Source organism: Dehalococcoidia bacterium, assembly GCA_041649635.1.
Classification (GTDB): domain Bacteria; phylum Chloroflexota; class Dehalococcoidia; order E44-bin15; family E44-bin15; genus JAYEHL01.
In genome coordinates, this window is record JBAZMV010000001.1 from 465,895 (window position 1) to 485,237 (window position 19,343).

Sequence of the window (19,343 nt, forward strand, 5' to 3'; positions counted from 1 at the left end):
GATCGAGGGGGATTTACGTAGGGTGGGTTCAGAAACCCACCAAATAACGCTCGTATGGCCATACGCCCCTACGCGCCGACCGAATGTAGGGGTTTGATTCATCAAACCCGCGGCCCCCTCCATGGATTCCGGTTTTCACCGGAATGACGAAACGTAGGGTGGGTTTGCGAACCCACCACGTTGACGAGATTCTTCATCATTCCTAACAAGGATTCAGAATGACAGTCCAAGAGAAGAGAGATTCAGGAGATTCCTCTCCTGACGGGGTTATAGGGGTGTCCCCTATCTCTTTTTTTACATCCCCCAAGATTGGGGGATAGCAGGGGGTTGACTAGCAATTGAGATTGCCACGTCGTCCTTCCGAACTGCGGAGGGACTCCTCGCAATGACAGCCTTGAGAAAGGATGTCCCGTAGGGGCAATTCATGAATTGCCCCTACACGATGACCGAAACGTATGGGGGATTCCAGGGGGCACAGATATTATACCCTCTCCCTCCAGTAGTTCAGCAGGTCCTCCATCGTCTTCTCAAAGGGAATCTTTGGCTTCCAGCCGGTCTGTTTTTTAAACTTGGAGTAATCGCCCTGGAGCAGCTCCACATCCGAGGGCCTGATGCGATCAGGGTCCTGTTTGACCTTTATCTTTTTCTTGGTCATGGACAGCAACAGGTCCAGCATCTCGCTTATCTTCACGGCGTTGCCGGAGCAGATGTTGTAAACCTCTCCCGGTTCGCACTTCTCCACCGCCAGCAGGTAGGCGCGGACCATGTCCCTGACATCGGTGAAGTCCCTCCTGGACTCAAGGTTGCCCACGTACATCACGGGCTCCTTGCCCTTCTCTATCTCGGCTATCTGCTTGGCGAAGGCGGAGGTCACGAAAACCTCTCCCCTGCGGGGGCCGGTGTGATTGAAGCCGCGCGTGACAATCGTTTTTAATCCATATGACTTGTTGTACTGGTATGCCAGCTTATCCGCCGCCACCTTGGACACGCCGTACGTGGAGAGCGGGCGCAGGGGATTGTCTTCCTTTATAGGCACCTCGTCCGGATACACCATGCCGTATTCCTCCGAGCTTCCCGCCACCTGTATCACGGGATCGATGCCGGCCCTCCTCACCGCCTCGAACAGGTTTATCGTGCCGACCACGTTGGTCTCTATGGTGTCGGCCGGGGCCAGCCAGCTCATGGCCACAAAGGACTGCGCCGCCAGGTGGAAGATGTAGTCCGGCTTGATATCCTTTATCACGTTATCAAGAGAATGACCGTCCCTGATATCGGCGTTGACCAGGTGCAGGTCGCCCTTGATGTTCTTTATGTTTTCGCGCTTGCTGCGCCAGCGGTCCGTGCCGTGGACCTCAATGCCCTTGCCCAGCAGGTGCTCCGCGAGGTGGCTCCCGGCGAAGCCGGTGATGCCTGTGATCAAAGCTTTTTTCATCTGTCACCTCTTCGTTCTATCGTTAAAAGCAATCCAGGCGTTTGCCTGTTTATTGCTTAGTTTAATATAACAGCTTCATTTATACAATGCGAAAGTTTGTCTCTGTCTGCAAGCCGCGGCATATTATGCGAATATCGAGTGTAGGGGCGTATGGCCATACGCCCCTACGTGGATTCCGGCATCCGCCGGAATGACGAAACGTAGGGGTTTGATTCATCAAACCCGCAGTCGGCTGCGCCCACCCCCTGGTTCCAATTGTTGAAGGTGAAGAACACCATCAACAGCATATAAGGACTCGCAATGACAGCTGCGAGAGACAGGGGAGTCCAGAGGGTTCTCCCTCTGACGGGGGTTTGGGGGTGTCCCCCATTCTTTTTTTTACATCCCCCAAGACTGGGGGATTGCAGGGGGTTGACAACATTTCATTTATTGAAATAATCCCTACCCCTGCGCCTGATCGTCCGCGCGTTTGTTTTTTCTCCGCCGCCCCAGCCATATAAGCACACCGCCCGCGATGATCAAAGTAACGCCCACCGCCACCAGCAGCCAGCCCCACCAGGCTATCCCCCCCAGCCATAATTGCACGGCTTCCATCTCGCTCCAGCCGATGTAGGTCAAATAGCATCCCACGAATGTTTTAGGCAAACGTCCGGCCAGCGTAGCCAGGAGGTACTTCCAGAAAGGGAACCTGAGAGCCCCCGCAACCAGTCCGACGATATCGAAAGGGAGCGGCGTCAGGGCAAAGATAAAAACGGTCAGGCTCCCGTGGCGTCTCATCCAAACCTCGGCTCTCTGGTACCATACGGATCGCTGCTTGCTGATGATGACCCGGCCGGCGTATCCTACCGCATATCCCGTGAACTCGCCGAGGGCGCTGCCCACGCTGGAGGCCAGGGCTATCACAGCCCAGTTGGTTGCCGGGCTCACCACGAGAGCGCCGATGATTACGAATGCGAAAACAGGGAAAAATATCGTGGTGCTGGCGATGAACGACACCAGGAAAGCCCCCAGCGCTCCGTATTCCGTGAAGCCCTCCAGGTAGCTGGACGCCCGAAAGATGGCATAGCCCATGCCTAGAGTGGCTATGACCAGCAACGCCACGATAGACCACTGCTGCCCCCGGCTCAGCTTATCGATCTTCTCGGAGGAGCGACGGACCAGGTCGGCGGTGCGGTTAATCAACCCTTGATACAGTTTCGACAAGGTAAGTCTCCAGCCCCAATTCCTTTAACGAACGATGTATTTTCCCCGCCCGCGCGCGGTCGCGCATAAGGGCGAACAGCGTCGGCCCCGCCCCCGCCAGATGCGCCTCGTCTGCGCCCGCTTCATCGAATTTATTCCGATACCATTCCATGCCCTCGTACATCTCGCAGGCCACGAAATCGAATGTGTTATATCCCTGAAAAAGAGGTACAGGATTATTCCTGACGGGGGCTTGGGGGTGTCCCCCAATTTTTTTAATTCCCCCATGATTGGGGGATACAGGGGGTTGATGTCCCTCAACCGCAGACTCGATAAATGCCTCCGTCTTTCTAGCATAATCGCCCTTGCTATAGTGAGACGGCCTCAGCGCGCCGTACATGGCCTTCGTCTTCGATACCGGAACCGTAACCGACGGTTTCAGCAGAACGACGTACGACAGCGGCAGCGGCGGCAAAGGCGTGACGCGCTCCCCGCGGCCCTCGGCCAGAGCCGTGCCGCCCCGGATGAAATAAGGGACATCGGAGCCCAGAGTCGCCGCCATCTCGACCAGTTCTTCAGTCGAGAGGTTGAGCTTCCACAACCTGTTCAAAGCGACAAGCGCCGCGCCCGCGTCGCTCGAGCCTCCCCCCAACCCGGCGGCGACCGGTATGCCCTTCTTCAAAATAATCTTCGCGCCGCCTTTGTACCCCGATTCCTTCTTCAGCAGCCTCGCGGCCTTGAGCGCCAGGTTATCGGACGGGCGAAGTTCGACATTATCGCAATCGATAGAAAGCGACGGAGCGGCCTCGAACTGAATGGTGTCCTTCAGATCGATCTCCTGCAATATGGAAACAATATCGTGATAGCCGTCCTCGCGGCGGCCCAGCACCTCGAACGTGATATTTATCTTGGCGTATGCGTATGCCGTTATCATCTCTTCTTCGAAAACACCCGATAGAGCTCGGCCCACTCCGCGATGCTCAATGTCTCCGCCCGGCGCTTCGGGTCTATGCCCGCGCCGTCGAGGATATCGCCCGCCTCGTTCGGCGCTATGCGAAGCCCGTGCGACAGCGAGTTGCGCAGCTGCTTGCGCGGCGTTGAGAAGCCGCCGCGAACCACGTTGAAGAATGCGGCCTCGTCATCCACCTTGACCGGCGGGTCGCGGTAAACATCTATGTGCACGATGGCGGAATCGACCTTGGGCTGCGGGTAGAAGCTGCGCGGCGGTATGATTTTCACGATCGCAGGCTTGCCGTATAGCTGCACCCCCACGCTGAGCAGGCTCATATCTCCCGGCTTGGCCGCTATCGACTGCCCGACCTCCTTCTGCACCACGGCGACGATCACTGTCGGCTTGCGGCCCGCTTCCAGGAAACGGCGCAGCACCGCCGAGGCGATGTTGTAAGGCAGAGCGCCGACGACTTTGTAATCTCGATCTGACGGCACCAGCGATTCCGGAGCGCAATCCAGTATGTCCGCCTCGATGATCTCAACATTATTCGAATCCGCGAACTTCTCCCTCAGCGCCGCGGCCATCGTCCTGTCCAGTTCGACCGCGACAACACGGCCGGCTTCTTTTGCCAGTTCCTGCGTAAGCACACCGAGCCCGGGCCCGACCTCAACGACGTAATCATCGGGCGTAAGCTTTGCAGCCGCGACGATTCTATCCAGAGCATGCTTATCGACAAGGAAGTTCTGCCCCAGCCCCTTCCTGGCGCGGGTATCCAGCCGCCGCAGTTCCCTTTTCGTCTCGCTTAGAAGCATATCGACTCTTTAACTAATCCCTGACTCAGGAATCCCCTGGCACTCACCTTTCGAAACGTCGTTCTTCAGAATCGGGAAGTGCAGAGGGCTCTCCCTCTGCCGGGGTTTCAGGGGTGTCCCCTGTCTCTCTATTTTATGTCCCCCATGATTGGGGGATACAGGGGGTTGATATATCATTTTCAACTCAACCCATAAATAAAAAAGGCCGTGCACCCGCCGTCGATCTTACCCCGCGGATCGCCCCTGCCGTTCAGCTCAAACCAGGCAACCCTGCGGCACCCAGAAACCGCTATTTACCGCTGCTTCCTTCCGGACCTGACGGGGTTCATAGCATTCTGCCGCGCAGGACCCAATCATCAACACCTCCCTACAGAGACAACTGCCGACAGGATTAAGACCTTGGACGGGAATTCAGCCCCGCTATAGCGGATTTCGGGTACAGGGCACCGCTGGCTCCCCGCCTAGCACGACCAAACCTGATACTATCTTACCGATATTTCGTTGTCAAGCTTATCGAACTCACCCCGGCCCTCTCTCGCATGAGAAAGAGGTGAAGGAGAAGCTCCTTCCGGGGTAGTACAGGGGTGTCCCCTGTTTATTTAAATTCCCCCAAGACTGGGGGATAACAGGGGGTTGATGAGATTGCCGCGTCGTCCTTCCGTAGTCAGAGTGTATGGAAGGACTCCTCGCAATGACAGTCAGAAATAGATACGTAGGGTGGGTTCGCAAACCCACCGCGTAGGGGTAACCCCCCGTGGTTACCCTCCCAAAGGGCAGGGCAAGCCCTGCCCCTACGTTTATTCCGGCCTTCGCCGGAATGACGGCTTCGGAAAGAGGTGCCCCGATAAATCGGGGCCGGGGGAACCGGGGGTGTCCCCCGGATTATTCTATGTCCCCCAACGTATGGGGGACTACCAGGGGGTTCGGTTATTGTTTCCCCCTTAAAAAGGGGGATTCCAGGGGGTTGACACCTCTTATCTCATTCCTATATGTTGTTATCGCCATGACCAAACCTACAGAAATCGCTGAAGGTATTTACCGCATAGAGACGCCTCTCAAGGTAATGCAGTTCCAGCCGACGGCGTTTTTAATAAAAGATGCCGGAGTGTTAATCGAGCCCGGCCCCGCGATATGCATCCCTTCCCTGCATCGAGCGCTGGAGCATCTCGGCATCAAGAAACTCGACTACATCATACCGACCCACGTACATATGGATCACGCCGGCGGCACGGGAACGCTGGCTAGACTCTATCCCGAAGCGACAGTGCTGGTACACCCTCGCGGCCTCAAACACGCCGTCGACCCGTCGCGCCTCATCGACAGCGTCAAGATGGTATGGGGCGAGAGGTTCGAGGATAACTTCGGGCCCATAGTATCGGTTCCCGAATCTCAGATAAAAACTGTCGCTGACGGCGAGGTGATAAACGCGGGTGACAGGGACCTGGAGTTCATCTACACGCCGGGTCACGCGCCGCACCATATCGCCATATTTGATCACAAGCTGAAGGGGCTGTTCTGCGGCGAGGCGCTGGGCATGCCGGGCTATCAACTGCCGACCGCCGCGCCGATGAGCTTTGACCTGGCCGGCTACCTGTCGACGATCGAGAAACTGCAGCACAGCGACCTTGGCATCGAGACGCTGATATACTCGCACGGCGGCATCGAGCGTAATCCGGCTGACTGCATGAGCAGGGCTGTGGAGAACGCGCTCGCGTTTCGAGACATAGTCATGAAGGCGATGGAGCAGGGAAAGAGCCGCGCTGAAACCGGCAAGGCGTTAGGCTCATACATACAAAGCAAATACGACAGCAATATTGAGTCGGACTTGCAGGGTTTCGAGACCATCGCCACCGGATATATAACGTACTTCGAGAAGAAGTGAACTCGCCCTTCCTTCCATGATATTGAGGTATATCTCCCCCCTTTATGAAAGGGGGATCAGGGGGATTTACGTAGGGCGGGTTTCCAACCCGCCGCGTAGGGAGACGTATTCGTATGGTGGGTTCACAAACCCACCATGTTGACGAGATTCTTCATCGTTCCCAGCAAGGATTCAGAATGACAGCCTTGAGAAAGGGGAGTCCAGAGGGAGCACCCTCTGACGGGGTTATAGGGGTGTCCCCTATATCTTTTTTTTCATCCCCCAAGATTGGGGGATACAGGGGGTTGATGATAGTTGAGATTGCCACGTCGTCTTTCCGAACTGCTGAAGTACTCCTCGCAATGACAGTCCAAGAGAACAGAGGTTCAGTTTGTAGGGCGGGTTTCCAACCCGCCGAATAACGGGCGAATGATTATTCGCCCCTACGTGGATTCCGGCCTTCGCCGGAATGACGGGTACGACCCTCACCCTGACCCTCTCCCTGCAGAGGGAGAGGGAAATAATTTTTAAATTAACACCCCCTAACCCCCTCTTCTCAAAAGAGGGGGAAGAGGCTCCGCCTCGGGGTTTTACCGACACTAAAGATTATGGTTTATTCACGCTCACTTTAGTCCTCTCCCCTCAAGGTAGAGGTTAGCTTCTCACAGAGGTACAGGAGACCCTGTCTCCTGACGGGGTTATAGGGGTGTCCCCTATCTATTTTTTTATATCCCCCATGACTGGGGGATTCCAGGGGGTTGAACCTAACCTACCGGACGGTTGCCTAATTCTCAATCTCCATATAAAATAGTAAAACCATGTCCCGGAAAATACGCAAGGCAGTGATACCCGCCGCGGGCTGGGGAACCAGGTTCCTTCCGGCCACTAAAGCAGTTCCAAAGGAGCTTCTCCCGCTGTACGACAAGCCCATCATCCAGCACACGGTGGAGGAGGCGATAGCCTCCGGCATCGAGGAGATAATAATCATCACCTCCCCCGGCAAATCCTCCCTGGAAGACCACTTCGCCCCGCACAGGAAGCTGGAGTCCGCCCTGAAGAAGAAGGGCGACACCGAACTGCTGGAGAAGGTGCAGCGAACCTCAAGGCTCGCCGATATACGCTTCGTTCCCCAGAACAATCCCAGGGGGCTGGGACACGCCGTGCTCATGGCGGCGAAGGAGGTTGGCGACGAGCCCTTCGCCGTCTTCCTGCCTGACGACCTCTTCGGCGCCGATCCGACCGTGATAAAACAGATGTCGAAGGTGTATAAGAAATACGGGGGAAGCGTGCTGGCCCTGCTGAAAGTCGCGCCTGAGGATATCAGCCGATACGGCATCGTCAAGCCGGAGGAAGTGGCAAAGCGCACATACCGCATACTCGATACCGTTGAGAAGCCGGAGACTGAGAAGGCACCATCGCGGCTGGCCATCATGGGACGATACATCCTCACGCCTGAGATATTCGACGCGCTGCGGGCCACAAAGCCGGGCAAGGGCGGTGAGATACAGCTGACCGACGGTTTGGCTATTTTGCGGAAGAAGCAGAACTTATACGGCTATGAATTCGAAGGAACCTACTACGACGCGGGCAAACCGATGGGACTGCTTAAAACATCGATCGCCTGGGGACTGAAACAGCCCGGAATCGGTTTGGAACTGCGTGAATACCTCTATAAGCTCCTGTCGGGCTAGATCCTGAGCACCTCGACGAAGGCCTCCGGCGGTATCTCCACCCTGCCCACCATCTTCATCTTCCTCTTGCCCTCGGCCTGCTTCGCCAGCAGCTTGCGCTTGCGTGTGATATCGCCGCCGTAGCACTTGGCGATGACGTCCTTGCGATACGGCTTGATCGTCTCCCTGACGATGACCTTGCTGCCGATGGCCGCCTGTATCGCCACCTCGAAATTCTGGCGCGGTATGAGCTTCCGCAGCTTCGTCACCAGATCGCGTCCCTGCCTGTAAGCCCGCTCCCGCGGCACGATGAGGGAGAAGGCATCAACCGGCTGGCTGTTGATCAGTATCTCAAGCTTCACCAGCTCGGCCGGCAGATAGGCCGCGAAGGCATAGTCCATCGAGGCGTAGCCCTGCGTGCGCGACTTCAGGTGATCGTAAAAGTCGATGATGAGCTCGGAGAGAGGGACGTCGTATTTCAGCATAACGCGCAGTGCGCCGCCCGTTTCGCGCGATTGCACGTCCTCTTTGAGGAAATACTCCATGCCGCGATAATCGCCGCGCCGCTCCCGCAGCAGCTCCATCACGCTGCCGATGTACTTGGCCGGTATGATAATATCCACCGAGACCCACGGCTCCCTCAGTTCAGCTATCTCGGCGGGCGGCGGCAGCAGGGAGGGGTTGGCCAGAGAAAGCTCCTCGCCCCCGGTGGTGGTGACCTGATAAGCTACGCTGGGGGCGGTGGCCACCAGCTCCAGGTCATATTCCCGCTCCAGCCTCTCCTTGACGATATCCATGTGAAGCAGCCCAAGGAACCCGCAGCGGAATCCAAAGCCCAGAGCGGCGCTGCTCTCCGCCTCGAACACGAGGGACGCGTCGTTAAGGCTCAGCTTATCCAGGCTCTCGCGCAGTGCGGCATAGTCGTCGGTATTTATAGGATAGATGCCGGCGAAAACCATGGGCTGGGCCGGGCGGTAGCCCGGCAGCGGCGTATCCGCGCCTTCCTCCGCCGTAGTAACCGTATCTCCCACATGGCACTCGGCGACGGTCTTCAGCCCGGTGGCTATATAGCCGACCTCTCCGGTGTTCAGCCTGTTTACAGGCGTCATCCCCGGCTTGAAAACCCCCAGCTCGACCGGCTCCACTTCCTTACCGTTAGCCATCAGCCGCAGCTTGGCGTCTTTCGCCACAGCGCCGTCCATCACGCGCACATAGGCCACCACCCCTTTATATGAATCGTACTTGGAATCGAAGATAAGGGCGCGCAGCGGCTTCCTCGAATCGCCGCTCGGCGCAGGAATCCTCTTAACGATGGCCTCCAGGATATCCTTAGCCCCGGCGCCCGTCTTGGCCGAAGCCATGATGATCTCGTCAGCGAAAAAGCCTATAACGTTTTGAATCTCCTCGGACACCTTCTCCGGCTCGGCATTAAACAGATCGATCTTGTTGACAACCGGTATCAGCGTCAGCCTGTTCTCCTGAGCGATGTGCACGTTGGCCAGCGTCTGCGCCTGTATCCCCTGCGTCGCATCGACGACCAGCACCGCCCCCTCGCATGCCGCCAGGCTGCGCGACACCTCGTAGCTGAAATCCACGTGCCCCGGCGTATCGATAAGGTTAAGCTGATAATCAAGGCCGTCCGATGCCTTGTAATTCATGCAAACCGCTTTCAGCTTGATGGTGATGCCGCGCTCCCGCTCCAGGTCCATCTGATCGAGAAGCTGCTCGCGCATCTCCCGCAGGCTGACGGTGAACGTCTCCTCGAGAAGACGGTCGGCCAGCGTGGACTTGCCGTGATCTATGTGAGCGATGATGCAGAAGTTTCTTATGCGAGCCTGTTCCATAGCTGAATCCTAACATAAGGGACTATTAATCTCAAGCTCATCAAATATAAAAAAGGGGCCCTGTTTACCTACAGTGCCCCTCGCTTTGTTAAGTCGCAAAATTGACTTATGTTATTATTTCTCGTACTTACCGGCGCCCAGTATACCTACCACGCCGCCCAGTAATCCGAGGAACCCCCCGATGGCCGCCACCGGCGACATCAGCGGAACCACCGCCTCGGCCAACCCGGCTCCCTCAAGCGTAGGCCCGTCCACAAATCCCAGAATCGTATTAAGTATGATCCAGAATGAAACCAGCATAAGGATGTAAGATAGATTTATCTTTGTTTTCTTGCCTCCGACGACCAGCGTAGCGCTGGCACAGAAGAAGCCTATCAACATCGGCCATAGATGCGCATGATTTATCATCACAACAGTTTGAGTGCTTCCGTCATCCAGATCAACTATCTTAGCTACAAAAGCGGTCATCATGACCATTATCAAACCTATCCACCCCAAGATTACACATATCAGCGCAGATAGTTTGGCCATTATCTTGTTCATAGTCTCGGGGCCGAGCATTGACTCTAACACGTTTCCTCCTTGAGATATTTATCCAATTTTATATTACATTATGCCTGATTGATGCTCGCTCGTCAATATGATGACCTATTGAAGTCACGAACAGCCTCAACGCGAAAACCCTGTCGCCGTTTTCTCCCCGCGCAACCATCCAGCAAAAGAGGCACATAAAAAGAGAGCCTCGCACAGGAACGTGTAAGGCTCTCTTGATTTTAAGGAAAAACCGGCTAAGAATCAGCTGGCGTATTTGCCGGCGCCCATTATCCCGACAACGCCGCCAAGTATACCAAGGAAACCGCCTATGGCCGCCACCGGCGACATCAGCGGAACCACGGCCTCGGCCAGGCCCGCGCCCGCCAGCGTCGGCCCCGCTACGAAATTCATGATTGAATTCAGCATAACCCAGAAAGAAACAACGAACAGGATATAGGAAAGATTTATCTTTGTCTTCTTGCCTCCGGCCACCAGAGCGGCGCCGGCGCAGAAGAAGCCTATTAACATCGGCCACAAATGCGCATGATTGATCATCACAACAGTTTTCATACTCCCGTCATCCAGATCGACAGTCTTTGCGACAAACGCGGTCATCATGACCATTATCAAACCGATCCATGCCACGATCACACATATAAGCGCCGCCAGCTTGGCCATTATTTTCTTCATGACATCGGGGCCGAGCATTGACTCTAACATTCTATTCCTCCTTTAGCCGATCCTTTTTCTAAAATAACATTATTTTCTCTAATTTCACCTTCAGGCCAATGACCTGACTCCCTGTCGGCATAGCGCCTCCTCGTTACTTCTGCTCTATTGTTGGTGAATGCTAACACAAGACAAGGATAATTTCAACCTTTTTCTTACGATTTTATATCAACTTGTATCAAACAACCGTGCCGGCTAAAATCCCTGAGCCGTGAAGGATGCGGAAATAAGCGCCTTTTAATGGTGGGGAAGGAGGGACTCGAACCCTCAAGCCTTGCGGCACATGATCCTAAGTCATGCTCGTCTGCCAATTCCGACACTCCCCCGAAAGTAAATTACTACGCAGTCGATTCCTTAACGCATGGGCGGCACCATTACAGGGATGGAACAAAGTATCGACCTAAGTTCGGTTAAAAAACATTATCAGAGTACGGGCGGCCTGTCAACACGAACCGAACCATAAAGCTGTTCACCCCTGTCTCCGCGGCCGGAAGAAGAACCACCTGGCGAGAACGGCCATGATAGCAGCGCTGGAGATCACGCCGAATATGAGGAGAAAGATCAATACCGGCACTATGAGCACGCTAACCCACAGCGGACACGTCACCCACCACCAGCTCCAGTCTATGACATGGGTTAGCTTCAAGATTAGAAAAATTATGAAAACAGTAAACAATGTTCCGCCCATATTAACCTCCCCCCGCCGTAAACTATGCTACCGCCCCGCCTTCGCCAGCCACTTCGTTGAGTTATCGAAACTTACGGCGGCCTCGTTGAAATCGGCCATCCCCTCGTTCAGGCAGGTGCTGTCGCCGGTCTCAACCCACCTGATATAGGAGCGGCAACCATCCATGTAGGACTCTATACCCTTTAGCACGCTCTTCCTGGATTCCTTATACTCTTCTCTCGATGGCTCCGGTATCTCCTCCATAGCCTGGAGCAGTATAGGAAGGCGTCTGCTCGCTTCATTCAAGGCATCCAGCATCTCCGAGTCGCCGCCGCCCGCGGCCTTGCTCACCCTGCTCATGACGGGTGCGGCCTGGCTCCGTATACATTCGAAAGTGGCCAGCCACTGCACATCGGATGGCATCCCGTCCATCATCTTCTTCAGCCTGGCGCTGTCCTTCTCCGACACTACGTTCCGTGATTCCGTTTTTCCCTTGCACTCGGGATAACGAACGCAGACATGAAACTCCCTGCCGGCATTCGCGCCTTTTTTAGCCGTACGCAGAGTTGTCGCGGCTCCGCACAGCGGGCATTTGACCTCATCCTTCATCGAATATCCTCGCACGTCTTGGATAGCCTTTGTAATCATAATATCATTTGGCCCGACAGAGCAACTGCAAGTTCGGAGACCGACGAAAAAGAGGTGCCCCGATATATCGGGGCCGGGGGAACCGGGGATGTACCGTAGGGGCGCCGCTTGCTGCGCCCTTCTTGTCGGGCAGGGCTTGCCCTGCCCCTACCCGATGACCAACGTATGGGGGATACAGGGGGTTGATTGGGACTTTTTCAGCAGTCTGGTTCGGCGATATGCCTGCACCGTATTGGAATAATCGCTATTCCCGGCATCTCGATACAGGATTCAATATCACTCCTCCGCCGAATATGAGATGGTATAATAGTCTCTATGCAAATAGGCGATATCGTAATAATAGGAAACGAACGGCGCTATGCCTACAAGGTCATGGCGATAGTCGACACAGGATTTGGCACGATAGTCAAATACAAAGCGGAAGACCCTACTGTCAGGCCGCAAGAAATCACGCGGGAGCTGCCTGCCAAGAAAAAACCAAAGAAGAAAAAGGGTAAATGAGAAAAATATTCCGAGGACTACGCAAACAGGCAAGCTGCCAAGAATATGCTTAATCCAGCAACTCGAAGCTATTCAGCATAGCATTGAAGGTACTTTCCATAGTATCCCAGCATTCGGGTTCACAGGAAAATGTGATCAGCCAACCTGTATCCCCTTTAACCAGCACGCACTGCAGCATCTGACTAGTAGCCCCCCCAATAACAACCGTATATATCATCTGCTTGGCTGGCATGCCATCTATTGTTATCTCCTCTTCAGAGAGAATGTCATAATCTCCAAAGGCTTCCAGACCGATTTTGCTAGCCTCATAGAAAGTCTGCAAACTCAAGCCGCTTGCGTCCATTTCTGCCACGATAACCATAGCGCCGCTGCCCGAACACGCCGAAATAGAATAATAGGCAGTCCCTTCTTCTACCAATCCAGCCGGAGTCTCCTCCCAACCTTCAGGGAGAGTTATAGAAAAGCCTTTCTCCGACATCGAGGACATTCCTGTTTCTACAAAAAAGGCAGTAACTGACTTGTCTGAATTCATTGTTATCGTAACCAGACCGTTATCCCCGCTTGCCGCTCCTTCCCAATGGTCGAACTCCCAACCCGACGCCGGTTTGGCCAGCAAAATACATGATTTACCCTCCAGATAATCCCCGCTAACAGGCATGACGCTGCCCTGGCCATTAACGGAAGTAGATAAATGATATGTAGGCGTAGCACAAGCGATAGATGATAACAGCAATGTACTCAGTAATAACACTCCACCGATTTTAACCAATCTCATGCTACCCTCCTACTGAAAACCCATTTCGGGTTAAATACCGACTAATAAGATAGTAACACTTTAATGTAGTAAGAAACTAGTGTCAAGCACAAATGAGTCTATTGAGCCTAGCAGGTTAACATAGATAATAGAAGTAAGATTTAGAGATGATTAGCTGCAAAAACGTTGGTGAGCCGCCAGGGAGTCGAACCCTGAACCTACTGATTAAGAGTCAGTTGCTCTGCCGGTTGAGCTAGCGGCCCATATTTCAAAGTTAAAGGCGGGGTATCCCCGCCGCTTGGCACCGAGATGCTATTTTATAACATATCAGGACGATTGAGCAAGTATTACAGCTAGCGCCGCTGGCAGGGTCGACAATATTGGTCAACCCCCTGCACCTCCCCAAAATCTCAGCCACCATGTAGGGGCAATTCATGAATTGCCCCTACACATCACGCATCGGAAGCGAGCTTGCCGCCGATAGCCCAGTTCTCTTTGGCCACGTCCTCAAATACGACTGTAGTGGCCTCCGGCGGCGACTTGACGATTTTCACGATCGCATCCGTTATCGCCTTGGCCAACTCCGCCTTCTGCTTCCGGGTCCTGCCGGGCCACATCTCAACTCTAACGATTGGCATTTCACAACCTCCTGTTGCTAACATCGCATTGACATAGTATAGTAAAATCACTCTGAGTTGAATATTATGAACTTCTGGGACAAGCTGAAATTAAAATTCAAGAAGGCCGCAGGCCGTAACATTTTCCTTTGCGACAGCTGCAAATGGGACTGGCGCAGCACATGTCACCGCCCCGAGCGCCCCAACGCCGTGAAATGCCCCGACTACGAGAAGCGCGGCACGTAATCACAGGCCGTCGCTCAATCTCAGCGACAGGTACTCCGGCAGTCCGGCCTCCCTCATCTTCTCCTGCACCGCGGCTATATCGTAAGGTACGCGGTAGCTGTAGATAACCCGCTCGGCATCGTCATAGATAGCATAGCTTGCTCTGGGATCGCCGTCGCGGGGCTGGCCCACCCCGCCGGGGTTTACGATCATCCGCCCGCCCAGCTGCAACACCGGAAGCAGCGATTCCTTACGGCAAATCCCCTCGCAGTACGAAAAGACAGCCGGCACATGAGTGTGCCCTATAAGGCAATGCGCCGTGCCGACGCTTAGCAGGTTGTCCTCCGCGCTCACGACGGAGAAGATATATTCATAGAGGGGATCGAGCGGACTGCCATGCGCCAGGGTGAAATCGCCGCGGACTAATGTTAACGGAAGATTCTGCAAGTATTGCTTATCCGACTGATTCAACTGAATGGCCGTCCACTCGCAAGCCGCCGCCGCATCCGGATTGAAATCCGCAGTGTCTATCTTACCGGCGGCGGCCCAGTCATGGTTGCCCGCCACACAGATATGAGGATGCTCTCTGATAATATCCAGGCAGGTCGAGGGCTCGGGACCATAGCCGACCATGTCGCCCAGGCACCACAGTTCATCGACCCCTCCCCTTTCGTCGATGTCCCGCAGCACCGCCCGGAAGGCATCCAGATTGCCGTGAATATCGGCAAGTATCGCGTAACGCATAGCAGGATTACTATAGCAAGTTTCAGCAACGTTCGCTAGATAACGGCTGGGAAAGCGGGTATAATCTTGATTATGAAAATATCGGAACTGGGTGAATTTAAGCTCATCGAACTGATATCAAAGACCGTCGGGAAGACCGGCGGCGGGCGGCTGCTCATGGGCATCGGCGACGATGCGGCGTGCTGGAAGGCCAAAGGGCTGCAGATGGCAACGACGGACACCCTTATCGAGGGCGTACACTTCGATCTCCGGAACATCACCTGGACGGAGCTGGGCCGGAAGGCGATGGCGGTCAACCTGAGCGATATCGCCGCCATGGGCGGGCGTCCCCTTTACGCTTTAATATCGATAGGCGTCCCCGCCGACACCGACGCGGAAAACGTTGTCGAACTTTACAGGGGCATGCTCGATCTCGCTAAGAAGTTCAAAGTGCGCATCGTCGGCGGCGACACCGTTGCTTCGCCGATGATAGCGATAACGATTACACTCATCGGCGAAACTAAAAACAAGACTAAGCCACTCAGGCGTTCCGCGGCAAAGCCCGGTGATATGATCGCGGTAACAGGCACCGTGGGCGCCTCCGCGGGCGGTCTGGCGATGATACACAGGGGACTTTCTCTGGACAAGAAGGCCGCCGCGGCCTTGCTAGAGGCGCATATCAGACCCACGCCCCGACCCAGGGAGGGACTGATACTGGCGAAGAACGGCGTCAGGGCCGCGATAGACGTCAGCGACGGTCTGCTGGGCGACCTGGAAAAGCTATGCTTCGCCAGCGGTGTCGGCGCCAGGCTTAACAGCCACCGCATCCCGATCCATCCCGCTGTACTCAAGTCGTTCGGCAACGAGGCCCTTACCCTGGCCCTGACCGGCGGCGAGGATTACGAGCTGATATTCACCGCATCGCAGAAGATAATGGATAAGTGCAAACGCGATGTCCCCTGCGCGGTAACCGTGATCGGCAAGATAGTTAAAGGCAGGGGTGTGAAGGTCCTTGACGAAGACGGGAACGAGTTCTCCTGGGGTTATTCGGGGTGGGACCATTTCATGAAGGGAACGCGTTTGTGAAGTTCACCAGCCGCAGCCCGGAGGAAACGCAGCGCCTCGGCAGAGAACTGGGGCGCGCGGCGCGGTCCGGGGATGTGATATTGCTTGTCGGAAATCTTGGCGCGGGCAAGACCTGCCTTACTCAGGGCATCGCCTGGGGGCTGGATATCGACGGATACGCCAGGAGTCCTTCCTTCGTAGTAGTGAACGAATATAAAGGCCGACTACCGATGTACCACATCGACCTGTACAGGCTCGACAACATCGCTGAGATTGCCGACATCGGCCTGGACGATTACCTGTACGGACGAGGATTGTGCGTGGTGGAATGGGCCGATAAAGCCATCGACCTCCTGCCGCCGCAGAACCTGCTTATCGAAATCGATATGATTGGCGATAACGAGCGCAACCTCGCTCTAATGTCGCACGGGGAGCGTTACAAAGCAATGCTTGCCGATATCAAAAAGAGGTTCAGCTAGTGGAACTGGCGATAGACACCGCAACCGATACCGCCTCCGTAACCGTATCGCGCGAAGGCAGGCCGATAGCTGAGATAAGCTGGCTCGCGGGCCAGAACCATACGGTCAACCTGATGCCTAACGCATTGCGCTTATTCGAGCTCATAGGCGAAGAATTAAATAAGATCGACGCGGTATTTATATCGCTGGGGCCGGGCAGCTACAACGGCCTTCGCGCCGGGCTCAGCGCGGCCAAGGGATTGGCGCTGTCGCTCGACATTAAGCTCGTCGGTATCGGCACGCTGGAGATCGAGGCTTATCCCCACGCCGACACCGGCCTGCCGGTATGCGTGATACAGAACGCCGGGCGCGGCGAGATAGCCTCGGCCGCATTTCGTACAGGCGACGACGGATGGCAAAAAACGGTCGATGAAAATATAACGACCCTCGATGCGCTGTGCAAAACCATCGGCGAGAAAACGATTATATGCGGACAATTTTTCGCATTCCCCAAGAATCAACCGGACCCGGCGGACTTCATAGCCGAACGCCTCGGCGAGCTGGCCGTTATACGCGAAACCAATTTGCGACGCGCCGGATTCCTTGCCGAACTGGGCTGGAAACGATTGGAACGCGGCGGGGTCGATGACATAGCAACACTGCAACCTTTATACTTGAGACGACCGTCTATAACTAAACCGAGAGAGAAAAAATGAGCATCTGGAAAAAGGCTTCTCCGCAAGACCTCAAGGAGCTTCCGCTGTGTTTTGCCTGCGGCAAGGATAACGCCATCGGGCTGCGCTTGAAGTTCCGTCAGGAAGGAGATAAAGCGGTGGCGGAATTCCAACCGAACGGGATGCATCAGGGCTGGCCCCAGGTCATGCACGGCGGTCTTACATGCACCTTGCTGGATGAAGCGATAGGCTACGCGGTGACATACAGCGGATTCTATGTAGTGACCGCCAAACTGGAAGTACACTACAGGAAACCGGCCCCTGTGGACCGGCGGCTGCTCATCAGCGCATGGGTCAAATCCCACAGCAAGCGCACCGTTGAAGGCTCGGGCGAAATAAGGCTGGAGGACGGCACGCTCATCGCCGAGGGAACTGCAACGATGCATATTATCTACAATACAGATTAAAACGTGTCCAGTTAGAAGAGTATATCGCATATTCGATCGGCGACAACACAACCGAGGGAGAGAAGAAGATGAGTATCTGGGAAGAAATCGCGGCGCAGGATGTTAAGGAGACTCCGTTATGCTTCGCCTGCGGCAAGGATAATCCCTTTGGACTGAAACTCAAGTTCCACAACGAGGACGGCAAGGCGATAGCGGAGTTCGTGCCGGGCAAGAACTACCAGGGATGGCCAAACGTGGCGCACGCCGGCATCACGTGCACTATGCTCGATGAAGCGATAGGCTACGCCGCGCACTACGAAGGAATATATATTGTGACGACCAAGCTGAATATGAGGCTGATCAAGCCCACCATGATAGGCCGGAAGTTCATTATATGCGGCGAAGCCAGACGGGTAAACGAAAAGAAAGCGGAAGGTTACAGCACTATTAAGATGGAGGACGGCACGCTGATAGCGGATGCCAAGGCCGAGATGCATATCATCATGACATGATTAGAGCACGAACTCCCCCTAACCCTCTCTTTAATAAAGAGGGGGAAGTCCTTCCATGGAAGGACAGGGGTGTCTCGTATTCCGTAGGGGCATCCTTCCATATGCCTTAATGTCATGGAAGGATTGTGCCTGCCCTCTGTGGGCGACCACGAGGGTCGCCCCTACGCGATGACCAACGTATCGGGGATTCAAGGGGTTGAATATCGACTAGATTGCCGCGTCGTCCTTCCATATACCGTGATATCATGAAAGGACTCCTCGCAATGACAGGCAGTAACAGGGGAGTATAGAGGGATCGCCCTCTGACGGGGTTTTAGGGGTGTCCCCTATCTTTTTTAACGTCCCCCAAGATTGGGGGACAACAGGGGGTTGATTCCAACGAGATTCTTCATCCTTCCAGAGAATCTTATTATGGAAGGATTCAGAATGACAGGTTAAAATTAAAAGAGGTACAGGAGAAATTCTCCTGATGGGGGAACTGGGGGTGTCCCCCAGATTTATTAATGTCCCCCAACGTATGGGGGACTACTAGGGGGTTCGGTTATCGTTTCCCCCTTCAAGGGGGACCGCAGGGGGTCCCAACTAAACTAGAGGCGACAAATGACAAAACAGCAAAAACGCTCATTAAAAGACTTCGAAAACTTCACAAACTGCTGGGGCTGCGGCGTGGACAATCCCATCGGCCTCAGGCTCAAATTCAAACGTGACGGCGACGTTGCCAGGGCCGAGTTCACGCCCGGCGAGGACCACCAGGGCTGGCCCGGCTACATCCACGGCGGCATCATCAGCGGCCTGCTCGACGAGGCCGTGGCCTATCCCGCCTACTACAGCGGCTACTACTGCGTCACGGCCAAGATGGAGACCCGCTTCAAGAAATCCGCCGCCCCCAGCCAGCGCCTTATGATTACCGCCCGTACCACCGGGGTGCGGGATAAGACGCTTGAAGCCGAAGCCGAGATAAAGCTTGACGACGGAACGCTCATAGCGCATGCTAAAGCGACGATGTTCATAATGGAGAAAGCATAGAGAGGAACAAG

The 19,343-nt window shown here is 55.0% G+C and carries 22 protein-coding genes, 2 tRNA genes and 1 other RNA gene; 10 read left to right on the plus strand and 15 right to left on the minus strand.

The annotated features are described in order from the left end of the window. Positions 1-481: 481 nt before the first annotated feature. The 5 genes from WC562_02190 to ffs form a co-directional block, all read right to left on the minus strand. Positions 482-1,432, minus strand: a complete 951-nt coding sequence (locus WC562_02190) for a GDP-mannose 4,6-dehydratase (protein ID MFA5054970.1) — start codon at positions 1,430-1,432, stop codon at positions 482-484. Between the two features lie 441 nt (positions 1,433-1,873). Further along, the gene (locus tag WC562_02195) at positions 1,874-2,635 is read right to left on the minus strand and encodes a VTT domain-containing protein (protein MFA5054971.1); all 762 of its coding nucleotides are present in this window, start codon (positions 2,633-2,635) and stop codon (positions 1,874-1,876) included. Next, positions 2,607-3,584, minus strand: a complete 978-nt coding sequence (ispE, locus tag WC562_02200; protein ID MFA5054972.1) for a 4-(cytidine 5'-diphospho)-2-C-methyl-D-erythritol kinase — start codon at positions 3,582-3,584, stop codon at positions 2,607-2,609. The genes WC562_02195 and ispE overlap by 29 nt, the downstream gene beginning before the upstream one ends. Beyond that, complete coding sequence (rsmA, locus tag WC562_02205) at positions 3,545-4,378, minus strand: 16S rRNA (adenine(1518)-N(6)/adenine(1519)-N(6))-dimethyltransferase RsmA (GenBank protein ID MFA5054973.1); 834 nt, start codon at positions 4,376-4,378, stop codon at positions 3,545-3,547. Before rsmA ends, ispE begins: the two co-directional genes overlap by 40 nt. A gap of 205 nt (positions 4,379-4,583) precedes the next feature. Then, an RNA gene (gene ffs / locus WC562_02210) (signal recognition particle sRNA large type) lies at positions 4,584-4,848 on the minus strand. Positions 4,849-5,381: 533 nt separating this feature from the next. Between ffs and WC562_02215 the strand changes: the two genes are divergently transcribed. Together WC562_02215 and galU are read left to right on the plus strand one after the other, a co-directional pair. Next, complete coding sequence (locus WC562_02215) at positions 5,382-6,260, plus strand: MBL fold metallo-hydrolase (GenBank protein MFA5054974.1); 879 nt, start codon at positions 5,382-5,384, stop codon at positions 6,258-6,260. A 797-nt stretch (positions 6,261-7,057) separates the two neighbouring features. Beyond that, positions 7,058-7,930, plus strand: a complete 873-nt coding sequence (galU, locus tag WC562_02220; GenBank protein ID MFA5054975.1) for a UTP--glucose-1-phosphate uridylyltransferase GalU — start codon at positions 7,058-7,060, stop codon at positions 7,928-7,930. On the opposite strand, the gene lepA is transcribed toward galU, so the two are convergent. The 6 genes from lepA to WC562_02250 all read right to left on the minus strand — a co-directional run bounded on the left by lepA (position 7,927) and on the right by WC562_02250 (position 12,292). After that, positions 7,927-9,753, minus strand: coding sequence for a translation elongation factor 4 (lepA, locus tag WC562_02225; protein MFA5054976.1), 1,827 nt, complete (start codon positions 9,751-9,753; stop codon positions 7,927-7,929). The two genes, galU and lepA, sit on opposite strands and share 4 nt — an antisense overlap. Before the next feature lie 114 nt (positions 9,754-9,867). Next, positions 9,868-10,326, minus strand: coding sequence for a hypothetical protein (locus WC562_02230; GenBank protein MFA5054977.1), 459 nt, complete (start codon positions 10,324-10,326; stop codon positions 9,868-9,870). A 222-nt stretch (positions 10,327-10,548) separates the two neighbouring features. Further along, positions 10,549-11,007 carry a hypothetical protein gene (locus WC562_02235; GenBank protein MFA5054978.1) on the minus strand — a complete coding sequence of 153 codons (459 nt, stop codon included), beginning with the start codon at positions 11,005-11,007 and terminating at the stop codon, positions 10,549-10,551. Positions 11,008-11,257: 250 nt separating this feature from the next. After that, positions 11,258-11,342: transfer RNA gene (locus tag WC562_02240), tRNA-Leu, on the minus strand. Positions 11,343-11,485: 143 nt separating this feature from the next. Continuing rightward, positions 11,486-11,704 carry a hypothetical protein gene (locus WC562_02245; GenBank protein ID MFA5054979.1) on the minus strand — a complete coding sequence of 73 codons (219 nt, stop codon included), beginning with the start codon at positions 11,702-11,704 and terminating at the stop codon, positions 11,486-11,488. Positions 11,705-11,731: 27 nt separating this feature from the next. Beyond that, a complete protein-coding gene (locus tag WC562_02250) occupies positions 11,732-12,292 on the minus strand; it encodes a hypothetical protein (GenBank protein ID MFA5054980.1) in 561 nt (186 codons plus the stop codon). A 354-nt stretch (positions 12,293-12,646) separates the two neighbouring features. Here WC562_02250 and WC562_02255 point away from each other — a divergent pair, with 354 nt between their 5' ends. Further along, the gene (locus WC562_02255) at positions 12,647-12,832 is read left to right on the plus strand and encodes a hypothetical protein (GenBank protein ID MFA5054981.1); all 186 of its coding nucleotides are present in this window, start codon (positions 12,647-12,649) and stop codon (positions 12,830-12,832) included. Positions 12,833-12,881: 49 nt separating this feature from the next. Here the strand turns inward: WC562_02255 and WC562_02260 are convergent, their stop codons facing one another. The 3 genes from WC562_02260 to WC562_02270 form a co-directional block, all read right to left on the minus strand. Further along, positions 12,882-13,607, minus strand: a complete 726-nt coding sequence (locus WC562_02260) for a PsbP-related protein (GenBank protein MFA5054982.1) — start codon at positions 13,605-13,607, stop codon at positions 12,882-12,884. 166 nt (positions 13,608-13,773) lie between these two features. Beyond that, positions 13,774-13,849, minus strand: a tRNA-Lys gene (locus WC562_02265). A gap of 189 nt (positions 13,850-14,038) precedes the next feature. Next, entirely contained in the window at positions 14,039-14,224 is a 186-nt protein-coding gene (locus WC562_02270; protein ID MFA5054983.1) for a 2-hydroxymuconate tautomerase, read from the minus strand. 66 nt (positions 14,225-14,290) lie between these two features. Between WC562_02270 and WC562_02275 the strand changes: the two genes are divergently transcribed. After that, on the plus strand, positions 14,291-14,449 hold the full coding sequence (locus WC562_02275; GenBank protein MFA5054984.1) for a hypothetical protein: 159 nt from the start codon (positions 14,291-14,293) through the stop codon (positions 14,447-14,449). Here WC562_02275 and WC562_02280 read toward each other — a convergent pair whose 3' ends face one another. After that, positions 14,450-15,172 (minus strand): metallophosphoesterase family protein, encoded by a 723-nt coding sequence (locus WC562_02280; GenBank protein MFA5054985.1) that lies wholly within the window; start codon positions 15,170-15,172, stop codon positions 14,450-14,452. Positions 15,173-15,244: 72 nt separating this feature from the next. Between WC562_02280 and thiL the strand changes: the two genes are divergently transcribed. From thiL to WC562_02310, 6 genes are all read left to right on the plus strand, one after another. Continuing rightward, positions 15,245-16,237: a thiamine-phosphate kinase gene (gene thiL / locus WC562_02285; protein MFA5054986.1), complete on the plus strand. Its 993-nt coding sequence runs from the start codon at positions 15,245-15,247 to the stop codon at positions 16,235-16,237. Next, a complete protein-coding gene (gene tsaE, locus WC562_02290; GenBank protein MFA5054987.1) occupies positions 16,234-16,695 on the plus strand; it encodes a tRNA (adenosine(37)-N6)-threonylcarbamoyltransferase complex ATPase subunit type 1 TsaE in 462 nt (153 codons plus the stop codon). Before thiL ends, tsaE begins: the two co-directional genes overlap by 4 nt. Continuing rightward, complete coding sequence (gene tsaB, locus WC562_02295) at positions 16,695-17,390, plus strand: tRNA (adenosine(37)-N6)-threonylcarbamoyltransferase complex dimerization subunit type 1 TsaB (protein MFA5054988.1); 696 nt, start codon at positions 16,695-16,697, stop codon at positions 17,388-17,390. Before tsaE ends, tsaB begins: the two co-directional genes overlap by 1 nt. Continuing rightward, complete coding sequence (locus WC562_02300; GenBank protein MFA5054989.1) at positions 17,387-17,815, plus strand: PaaI family thioesterase; 429 nt, start codon at positions 17,387-17,389, stop codon at positions 17,813-17,815. The genes tsaB and WC562_02300 overlap by 4 nt, the downstream gene beginning before the upstream one ends. Positions 17,816-17,883: 68 nt before the next feature. After that, positions 17,884-18,306 (plus strand): PaaI family thioesterase, encoded by a 423-nt coding sequence (locus tag WC562_02305; protein ID MFA5054990.1) that lies wholly within the window; start codon positions 17,884-17,886, stop codon positions 18,304-18,306. A gap of 600 nt (positions 18,307-18,906) precedes the next feature. Continuing rightward, complete coding sequence (locus WC562_02310; GenBank protein MFA5054991.1) at positions 18,907-19,332, plus strand: PaaI family thioesterase; 426 nt, start codon at positions 18,907-18,909, stop codon at positions 19,330-19,332. Positions 19,333-19,343 lie beyond the last annotated feature (11 nt).